We start from the raw sequence: 9160 nt of genomic DNA on the forward strand, positions 1-9160 counted from the left end.
ATCTCGTCGGTCGCCGACACGGCACCGCCCTCGTAGAGCAGCCCCACCGTGTCCCCGCTGATCCGGCGGCGGCCGCCGCGAACGACGCGACCCACTATTTCGGGCTGCCGGCCCGGCTGACGAGACTGGCGGCCGACGAGCGTCTGTCCTCGGTCCTCGCCGGACCCGCGCTGCGGCTGGTCGCCTCGGGCGGCTCGGCGCTCGCCCCCGCCGTCGCGGGCCGACTGCGCGAACAGCTCGGCGTTCCCGTCATCCAGGGGTACGGCCTCGCCGAGCTCTCCCCGCTCAGCCACAACGACCGGCCGCACCAGAACCGGCCGGGTTCGGTCGGTGCGCCCGTTCCCGGTACCGAGTGCCGCATCGTCGATCCGGAGACCGGTGGCGACCTCGGTCCCGGGCGTCCCGGAGAAGTGCTCGTGCGCGGACCGCAGTTGATGGCCGGGTACCTCGGCCTGCCGGACGCGCCGGACATCGACGGTGACGGTTGGTTCCACACCGGCGACATCGGCTACGAGGACGCGGACGGCCTGCTGTTCCTCGTCGACCGCATCAAGGACGTCTTCAAGGTCGACAACGAGCTGGTGTCGCCGGGCGAGATCGAGCGGCTCCTCATGGAGGACGCGGACGTCGCCGACTGCGTGGTGGCGGACCTCCCCGACGAGTTCAGCGGCGCCGTCGTATGGGCGGGCATCGTTCCCGCGCCCGACCGGACGGTGGATCTGCGGCTGGTGGTGGAACGGACCAACGGCCGACTGGCCGACCACCAGCGGATCCGCCGTGCCGAACGGCTCACTGCCGTACCTCGGTCCGTGAACGGCAAGGCCGAGCGGCGTCTGCTGCGCGAGCGGCTGCGCACCGAAGCCCCGCATCCCCTCTGACGATTACCCATCAGGAGAACCCCATGGTGACCTTCATCAACAAGCTGACCGTCAACGGAGACCTCGCGGAGTTCCAGAGGATCAAGCACTCCATGACCGAGTTCATGTCCGCTCAGCCGGGCTATCGCGGCTCCTCGACGCTGCGCCAGGTCGGACAGGACAACGTCTTCATCGAGATGGCCGAGTGGCAGGACGCCGCGTCCCACCAGGCCGCCCTGCGCAGCAACGAGTTCCGGGACCTCATCAAGGGCCTCAGCGGCCTGGCCTCCGCGGAACCCGGGCTCTACGAGGAGGTTCCCGAGGACGGGGCAGGCCGTGGCTGACGAGACCCAGGTGCTGGTGGCGGGGGCCGGTCCGGTCGGGCTCACCGTCGCGCACGAACTCGCCCGGCGCGGACTGCGGGTGCGGCTGATCGACGCCGCGCCCCACCCGGCCACCACCAGCCGCGCGGTGGCCACCCACCCGCGGACCTTGGAGACGTACGACCAGATGGGCGTCATCGAGGAGATCCTCGAACAGGCCCAGCAGATCAGGGCGTTCACGATGTTCAGCCGGGGCCGTCGGCTCGTTCGGCTGGACGCGGACTACACCACCATGCCCACCCGCTATCCGTTCACCGCGATCGTCGAGCAGGCGGACACCGAGGCGGTCCTGCGTGCCGCGGGAGCCGGGCTCGGCATCGAGGTCGAATGGGGAACGCGGCTGACGGGCTTCATCCAGCACCCGGGGCAGGTCGCCGTCGACCTCGAACACGTCGACGGAACCACGGAGTCCGTCGAGGTGCCCTGGCTGGTCGGCTGCGACGGCGGGCACAGCACGGTGCGCAAGGTGCTGGGGCTGCCGCTGCTCGGCGAGTCCAGCGAGACGTGGATGCTCGCCGACGCTCCCGTCGACGTGGATCTGCCACGCGACAGCATCTACTGGATCCACACCGGTTCCCAGGCACTGATGATGGTGCCCTTCAGACGGGGCGGCCGCTGGCGCCTGCTGGACACCACGACAGCGCTGCCCGGCACGGACGCCGCTACGATCGCGGACCGCTTCGCACGCAAGCTCGGCCCCGGCCTGGGCCGCGCGACCGAGGTCCGCACGCCCACCTGGACCTCGGTCTTCACCTTTCAGCAGCGGATGGTGCCCCGGATGGGCGAGGGCCGGGTTTTCGTGGCGGGCGATGCCGCGCATGTGCACAGCCCGGCTTCCGGACAGGGCATGAACACCGGTATCCAGGAGGCGTACAACCTGGCCTGGAAGCTGGCCCTGGTCGAACAGGGCCATGCGGGGCGCGGACTGCTGGACAGCTACAGCCTGGAACGGGTGCCGGTCGGCGAAGCGCTCCTCGGCTCGACCAAGAAGGCGACCTTCCTGGTCCAGCTGAAGAACGCCTTTGCCCCGATCGCGCTGCCCGTCGTCTTCGGCGTCATCCGCAACGTCACACCGCTGCGCAAGAAGGTGCAGCGCAAGGTGCTCGGAGGTATCTCGGGGCTTCTGCTCGGCTACCCCGACTCACCGCTGACCCGGCCCGCGGACACCGGTCGCGGGCCGCTCCCCGGCACCCGCGCCTCGGTCGGGGCCGGGGCGGACCCGGCCGATCCGGGCTGCCGGGCCTGGGCCGAGGAACTGCGCGACGTCCGGTGGACGCTGGCCGTGACACCGGACACGGCGGCCTCGGTGCCCGCGTCGGACGCCTGGCTGTCGATTCGCACGCTGGGCGACGGCACTCAGGGCTCGGACCCGCTCGCCGACCACAGCGGCCGGCTGCGCGGTGCGCTGGGACTCGAATCGGGCGGCTGGCTGCTGGTTCGTCCGGACGGCTATGTCGCCGCCCGTGGCCGGGAGAGCACCGGGGCGGGTCTGCGGCAAGCACTGGCGGCGGCCCAACTGCGGCTCGCGCCCGCCTGGCCCGTACCCGACGGATCGAGATGAGGGCGGACACATATGGACCTGGGTCTGAAGGGCCGCACGGTGCTTGTCACGGGCGCCTCCTCGGGGATCGGAGCGGCCATAGCACGTGCCTACGCGGCCGAAGGCGCCCGTGTCGCTCTGACGTACCGCGATGACGGTGCGGGCGGGGAACGGCTTGCCCGTGAACTCGGCGCCGACCAGGACTCGGCGATGGCGCTGCGCTACTCGCTCGCCGACCCGGACACCGTCGAGTCGGCCGTGGAGGAGGTGACCGGACGTTGGGGTGGCGTGGACGTGCTCGTCGCCAATGCGGTGCGCTGGGCCCCCCGGCGGGCACCGGGCGAACATTTCGAGGACGTCCCGGCCGGCGAGTGGACGGCTTTCCTCGATGACAACCTCGGGCCGACGCTGCGCACCGTCCAGCTGGCGGTGGCCGGCATGCGCGAGCGGTCCTGGGGCCGGGTCGTGCTCATCTCCTCGCACGTGGCTCTGGACGGCCATCGGGGCCAGGAGTTCTACGGGGCCGCCAAGTCGGCGCTGCACGGCTTCGCCCGCAGCCTGGCCTGGGACCTGGGGCCGGACGGGGTGCTGGTCAACGTCGTGGCTCCGGGGCTGACCGCCACACGGCGAGTACTGGACGGGCTGCCCGCCGAAGTCCGTGAGCGGGAGACCCGGGCCACTCCCACCGGCAGGCTCAGCAGCCCCGAGGACGTCGCGGGTACGGTCCTCTTCCTGGGCTCGGCGGCCAACGGCAACATCACCGGCCAGATCGTCACGGTGGCCGGCGGTCGCTGACCGACCGGAACGCGCTTCCCCGGACGGGCCCGACGACATGGGACCGAGGAATCCGCTTGTGCCCACGGCTCACCGTGGGCACAAGCGGATTCCTCTCATGGTGAGGCGGTCACCTGTCGCGCACCGCGTAGTTGCCGAGCACTGTTTCGAGCGCTCCGAAGGCCTCCGTCGCAGCGGCGGCGGCGCGCCGCTCGGTCTCCGCGGCGGACGCGCCGCCGAGCACCCAGGAGCGCATCAGGCTGATCAGTACCCGATGGGCCGTCGAGAGCTGGGCGGCGGCCAGACGGGCGGCGAGGCCACCGGGTGGGGTGCCGGTCGCGGTGGCAAGCTCCGTCGCGAGGGCGTCCTCACGCTGGTCGCCGATCTCACGCTCGCGAGCCCGCAGTCGTGGGCTGTCACGGACGAGCCGGGCGAACCGGGGTGGTTCACGTCCGGTCAGTACGGTGTCGCCACCGTCGCCGAGGGCCGTCAGGTAGGCCTCCCGCAGACCGCCCAGGGCCGACTGCCCGGCGGCTCGCTCGCGTACCGCGCGCGCCAGGGAGTCGATCCTTGGCTCGTACGGGTCGAAGACGAGGTCCTCCTTGAGCGGGAAGTAATTGAAGACCGTCATGGGCGAGACGCCGACGGCCTCGGCGATCTCCGAGACCGTCACGTCCTCAAAGCCGCGCTCGACGAACAGTCGCATCGACACACGCGCCAGCTGCTCGCGCGTCCGCTGCTTCTTGCGCTCCCGCAAGCCTCGTCCCGAGCCCCGCGTCGTCACCTCAGGTCGGATCCGTCGGGTCCGGAAGGGCGGGCGTCCGGTGACGACTCGCCGTCGCCCGGTCCACGAAGCAGCCCACTTGCCCCAGCGCGGACACCAGCTGTGAGTCCTCGGGGTACAGGGGCCCGGTGTGCAGGTATCCGAGGGCTACGAGGCACTGCCAGACCCGCGCCAGGCATTGGCCGACGAGAGCGTGAAATCTGCTGCGCGGCAGCCGTTTCATGGCCGCCCTCCCGTGGTTTCGCGGAGCGGCTCCCACCAGGAACGGTTGTCGCGGTACCAGTCGACCGTCTGTGCCAGCGCGGTCCCGAAGTCCCTCGCCGGCCGGTACCCGAGTTCTCGGCCGATCTTCGCGCAGTCGACGGAGTAACGCCGGTCGTGTCCTTTGCGGTCCGCGACCGGGTCGACGCTGCCCCAGTCGGCGCCGCACGCGTCAAGGAGCAGTTGCGTCAGTTCCTTGTTGGAGAGTTCGGTGCCGCCGCCGATGTTGTACACCTCACCGGCCCGGCCGCCGGTACGCACCAGCTCGATTCCGCGGATGTGGTCGTCGACGTGCAGCCAGTCGCGCACGTTGCCGCCGTCTCCGTACAGCGGCACCCGGCCTCCGTCGAGCAGGCGGGTGACGAAGAGCGGGACGACCTTCTCCGGGAACTGGTGGGGGCCGTAGTTGTTGGAGCAGCGGGTGACGCGTACGTCCAGACCGTGGGTGCGGTGGTAGGCCAGCGCGATGAGGTCGCTGGCCGCCTTGGACGCGGAATAAGGGGAGTTGGGGCTGACCGGCGAGGTCTCGGGCCAGGATCCGACGTCGATGGAGCCGTAGACCTCGTCCGTGGAGACGTGCACGAACGTCTCGACGCCGTGCCGGAGCGCCGCGTCGAGGAGGGTCTGGGTGCCGGTGACATTGGTGCGTACGAAGTCGGCGGCGCCGGAAATGGACCGGTCGACATGCGACTCGGCGGCGAAGTGCACCACCTGGTCGTGCCGGGCGATCAGCTCGTCCACCAGGGGCGCGTCGCAGATGTCGCCGTGCACGAAGGTGAACCGGCCGTTGTCGCTCACCTCGGTCAGATTGGTGAGGCTTCCGGCGTACGTCAGTTTGTCGAGGACGGTGATCGTCAGGTCCTTCGCGCCGCGCGGAGCGAGCAGAGTCCGGACGTAGTGCGAGCCGATGAACCCCGCCCCGCCCGTCACCAGGATGGCCTTGGTGGTCATGAGGAGATCTGCACCTCGCTGTGGTCGCCGAGAACGAGCCGGTTGCTGGACGGCATCCGTGGTGCGGGCGCCACGCTGACGTTGCGGCCGATGAGCGATCCCCTGACCCGCCGGATGCCCGTGAGGCTGGAGTCGCGCAACACGATGGAGAACTCGATCTCGGTGTCCTCGATCCGGCAGTTCTCCGAAATGGATGTGTACGGACCGATGTAGGAGTCGCTGATCACCGTGCCGGCCCCGATGGCCGCCGGTCCGACGATGCGGGAATTCCGGACCTGGGCGCCGGCCTCGATCCGGATGCGGCCGACCACCTCGCTGTCCGCGTCCACCTGGCCCTCGCTGCACGGCTCGATGCCCTCCAGGACCGAACGGTTCACCTCCAACATGTCCATGACATTCCCGGTGTCCTTCCAGTAGCCGTGGACGACCGTGGACCGCACGTCGCGCCGGTTGTCGATCAGCCATTGGACGGCGTGGGTGATCTCCAGCTCACCGCGCCAGGACGGCTCGATCGCGCGTACGGCCTCGTGGATGACCGGTGTGAACAGGTAGACACCGATCACGGCCATGTTGCTCTTGGGCTGCGTCGGCTTCTCCTCCAGACCCACGACGTGGCCGTCTTCGTCCAACTCGGCGATGCCGAAGGCGGCCGGATCGGGCACGCGGGTCATCAGGATCTGTGCGTCGGGGCGGTCGGCGCGGAACGCGTCCACCAGGCCGGTGATGCCACCGACCACGAAGTTGTCCCCCAGGTACATCACGAAGTCGTCGGCACCGAGATATTCGCGGGCGATCAGGACCGCATGGGCCAGTCCGAGCGGTTTCTCCTGCGGTAGGTAGGTCACTTGGAGGCCGAACTTGGAACCGTCACCGACCGCTTCCTCGATCTCTCTGGCGGTTTCTCCGACGACGATCCCGACCTCGGTGATTCCGGCCTGTGCTATGTCCTCAAGGACATAGAAGAGCACCGGCTTGTTCGCCACAGGCACCAGCTGCTTGGGCGATGTATGAGTAATGGGCCTCAGGCGTGTCCCCGAGCCACCGGACAGTACGAGAGCCTTCATGCCACGGACGCTATGCGGATGGGCTGGAACCCCACTCGGGGGCCGGTTGACGCCGGCCTGGGAGAGGCACGGCCCCGCCCAGGCCCGCGCTGCTCAGTAGCGGTAGTGGTCCGACTTGTACGGTCCCTCGACCTCGACACCGATGTACGACGCCTGCTCGGGGCGCAGCGTGGTCAGCTTCACGCCGAGCGCGTCCAGGTGGAGCCGGGCGACCTTCTCGTCGAGGTGCTTGGGCAGCACATAGACATCGGTCGGGTACTCCTCGGGCTTGGTGAACAGCTCGATCTGGGCCAGGGTCTGGTCCGCGAACGAGTTGGACATCACGAACGAGGGGTGGCCGGTGGCGTTGCCCAGGTTCAGCAGGCGGCCCTCGGACAGCACGATCAGGACCTTGCCGTCGGGGAACGTCCAGGTGTGGACCTGCGGCTTCACCTCGTCCTTGACGATGCCCGGGATCCGCGCGAGGCCGGCCATGTCGATCTCGTTGTCGAAGTGGCCGATGTTGCCGACGATCGCCTGGTGCTTCATCCTGGCCATGTCCGCGGCCATGACGATGTCCTTGTTGCCGGTCGTGGTGACGAAGATGTCGGCCGTCTCGACGACCTCGTCCAGCGTCGTGACCTGGTAGCCGTCCATCGCCGCCTGCAACGCACAGATCGGGTCGATCTCGGTGATGATCACGCGGGCGCCCTGTCCGCGCAGGGACTCCGCGCAGCCCTTGCCCACGTCGCCGTAGCCGCAGACGACCGCGGTCTTCCCGCCGATGAGGACGTCGGTGGCGCGGTTGATGCCGTCGATCAGGGAGTGGCGGCAGCCGTACTTGTTGTCGAACTTCGACTTGGTGACGGCATCGTTCACATTGATCGCCGGGAACAGGAGGGTGCCGTCGCGGTGCATCTCGTAGAGACGGTGGACGCCGGTCGTGGTCTCCTCGGTCACGCCGCGGATCTCCGAGGCGAGTTGGGTCCACTTCTGCGAGCCGTCGGTGATGGTGCGGGTCAGGACCTGGAGGACGACGCGGTGCTCGTCGGACTCGGCGGTGTCGAGGGAGGGGACCTTGCCGTCCTTCTCGTACTCGACACCCTTGTGGACGAGCATCGTGGCGTCGCCACCGTCGTCCAGGATCATGTTCGGACCGCCGGTAGGGGTGTTCGGCCAGGTCAGCGCCTGCTCCGTGCACCACCAGTACTCCTCCAGCGTCTCGCCCTTCCAGGCGAAGACCGGGATGCCCTGGGGGTTCTCGGGCGTGCCGTTGGGGCCGACAGCGATGGCGGCGGCCGCGTGGTCCTGGGTGGAGAAGATGTTGCAGGACACCCAGCGGACCTCGGCGCCCAGCGCGACCAGGGTCTCGATCAGGACGGCCGTCTGCACGGTCATGTGCAGCGAACCCATGATCCGCGCGCCCGCCAGCGGCTGAGCGGCGGCGAACTCACGGCGGATCGACATCAGGCCGGGCATCTCATGCTCGGCAAGCGTGATCTCCTTGCGGCCGAACTCGGCCAGGGAGAGATCGGCGACCTTGAAGTCCGTGAAGTCAACGGGCGGCTGTGACGGCATGTGCGCTCCTTGTTCGACTCTGGATGTTCCGGTGGATCTCAAGCGTCGCGGTGGACCGGTTGAGGGTGATGTAGTGCAGTCCGGGTGCCCCCTCGGCCAGCAGCCGCTCGGCCATGGCCGTGGCGTGGTCGACGCCGATCCGGTGTCCGTCCGCCGGGTTGCCCCGTGCCGACTCCAGCCGCCGGGCCAGATCGACGGGGAACGTGGCATGGGACAGTTCGGCGAAGCGCGCGATCTGCCGTACGTCGGTCGCGGGCATGATCTCCGGGATGATCGGAGTGTCGCAGCCCGCCGCAGTGACGCGGTCGCGCAGCCGCAGATAGTCCTCGACGCGGAAGAACATCTGCGTGACGGAATAGTCGGCGCCCGCCCGGCACTTGGCCACGAAGTGGCGGATCTCGCTGTCCCAGTCGCTTGAGCGCGGGTGGCGCTCGGGAAAGGCGGCGACTCCCACGCTGAAGCCGCCCGACCTGCGTACCAGCGAGACCAGTTCGTGGGCGTGGGTGAAGCCTTCGGGGTGCGGGACCCAGGACGCGTTCGGGTCGCCCGGCGGGTCGCCGCGGAGGGCGAGCACATCACGCACGCCGGCGTCCGCGTACTGGCCGATGATGTGCCGCAGTTCGCCGACGGAGTGGCCTACGGCGGTCAGGTGTGCCACGGGCCGCAGCGTGGTCTCGGCGGCGATCCGCTTGGTGACCTCGATCGTGCGTTCGCGAGAGGAGCCGCCGGCGCCGTAGGTCACCGAGACGAAGGCGGGCGCCAGGGGCTCGATCCGGCGGACGGAGTCCCAGAGCGTCCTGGTTCCCGCCTCCGTCTTCGGCGGAAAGAATTCGAACGAGAAGGACGGCTCACCACTCGCGAGGATCTCCCGCAGAGAACTCATGACCGGCTTCCCGCGTTGAAGTATTTGGCTTCGGGGTGGTGGATGACGATGGCGTCTGTGGATTGTTCGGGGTGGAGCTGGAATTCTTCGGAGAGGTGGACGCCGA

Annotated in this window: 9 protein-coding genes; 4 read left to right on the forward strand and 5 right to left on the reverse strand. The window is 69.2% G+C overall.

Translation table 11 applies throughout. From position 1 onward, the window contains the following. The 4 genes from ACWIHT_RS46990 to ACWIHT_RS47005 all read left to right on the forward strand — a co-directional run. Positions 1-878 (forward strand): class I adenylate-forming enzyme family protein (locus tag ACWIHT_RS46990; protein ID WP_456174790.1); only part of this gene is annotated, 878 nt, incomplete at its 5' end. A 23-nt stretch (positions 879-901) separates the two neighbouring features. Next, complete coding sequence (locus ACWIHT_RS46995) at positions 902-1201, forward strand: antibiotic biosynthesis monooxygenase family protein (RefSeq protein WP_456174791.1); 300 nt, start codon at positions 902-904, stop codon at positions 1199-1201. Next, complete coding sequence (locus tag ACWIHT_RS47000; protein ID WP_456174792.1) at positions 1194-2801, forward strand: FAD-dependent oxidoreductase; 1608 nt, start codon at positions 1194-1196, stop codon at positions 2799-2801. Before ACWIHT_RS46995 ends, ACWIHT_RS47000 begins: the two co-directional genes overlap by 8 nt. Positions 2802-2813: 12 nt before the next feature. After that, positions 2814-3575 carry an SDR family NAD(P)-dependent oxidoreductase gene (locus ACWIHT_RS47005; protein WP_456174793.1) on the forward strand — a complete coding sequence of 254 codons (762 nt, stop codon included), beginning with the start codon at positions 2814-2816 and terminating at the stop codon, positions 3573-3575. 109 nt (positions 3576-3684) lie between these two features. Here ACWIHT_RS47005 and ACWIHT_RS47010 read toward each other — a convergent pair whose 3' ends face one another. The 5 genes from ACWIHT_RS47010 to metF form a co-directional block, all read right to left on the reverse strand. Next, positions 3685-4311 (reverse strand): TetR/AcrR family transcriptional regulator, encoded by a 627-nt coding sequence (locus ACWIHT_RS47010; RefSeq protein ID WP_456174794.1) that lies wholly within the window; start codon positions 4309-4311, stop codon positions 3685-3687. A gap of 246 nt (positions 4312-4557) precedes the next feature. Beyond that, on the reverse strand, positions 4558-5550 hold the full coding sequence (rfbB, locus tag ACWIHT_RS47015) for a dTDP-glucose 4,6-dehydratase (RefSeq protein WP_456174795.1): 993 nt from the start codon (positions 5548-5550) through the stop codon (positions 4558-4560). Then, positions 5547-6614, reverse strand: coding sequence for a glucose-1-phosphate thymidylyltransferase (locus ACWIHT_RS47020; protein WP_456174796.1), 1068 nt, complete (start codon positions 6612-6614; stop codon positions 5547-5549). Before ACWIHT_RS47020 ends, rfbB begins: the two co-directional genes overlap by 4 nt. 93 nt (positions 6615-6707) lie before the next feature. Next, the gene (ahcY, locus tag ACWIHT_RS47025) at positions 6708-8171 is read right to left on the reverse strand and encodes an adenosylhomocysteinase (RefSeq protein ID WP_456174797.1); all 1464 of its coding nucleotides are present in this window, start codon (positions 8169-8171) and stop codon (positions 6708-6710) included. Next, positions 8149-9054: a methylenetetrahydrofolate reductase [NAD(P)H] gene (gene metF, locus ACWIHT_RS47030; RefSeq protein ID WP_456174798.1), complete on the reverse strand. Its 906-nt coding sequence runs from the start codon at positions 9052-9054 to the stop codon at positions 8149-8151. The genes ahcY and metF overlap by 23 nt, the downstream gene beginning before the upstream one ends. Positions 9055-9160: the final 106 nt, after the last annotated feature.

The organism is Streptomyces sp. NPDC002276, assembly GCF_053891435.1.

What these genes read in the sequence shown, in the direction of transcription:
- ACWIHT_RS46995 (WP_456174791.1), top strand. Translation starts at nt 902, where the DNA reads ATGGTGACCTTCATCAACAAGCTGACCGTCAACGGAGACCTCGCGGAG.
- ACWIHT_RS47005 (WP_456174793.1), top strand. Translation starts at nt 2,814, where the DNA reads ATGGACCTGGGTCTGAAGGGCCGCACGGTGCTTGTCACGGGCGCCTCC.
- rfbB (WP_456174795.1), bottom strand. Translation starts at nt 5,550, where the DNA reads ATGACCACCAAGGCCATCCTGGTGACGGGCGGGGCGGGGTTCATCGGC.
- ACWIHT_RS47020 (WP_456174796.1), bottom strand. Translation starts at nt 6,614, where the DNA reads ATGAAGGCTCTCGTACTGTCCGGTGGCTCGGGGACACGCCTGAGGCCC.
- ahcY (WP_456174797.1), bottom strand. Translation starts at nt 8,171, where the DNA reads ATGCCGTCACAGCCGCCCGTTGACTTCACGGACTTCAAGGTCGCCGAT.
- metF (WP_456174798.1), bottom strand. Translation starts at nt 9,054, where the DNA reads ATGAGTTCTCTGCGGGAGATCCTCGCGAGTGGTGAGCCGTCCTTCTCG.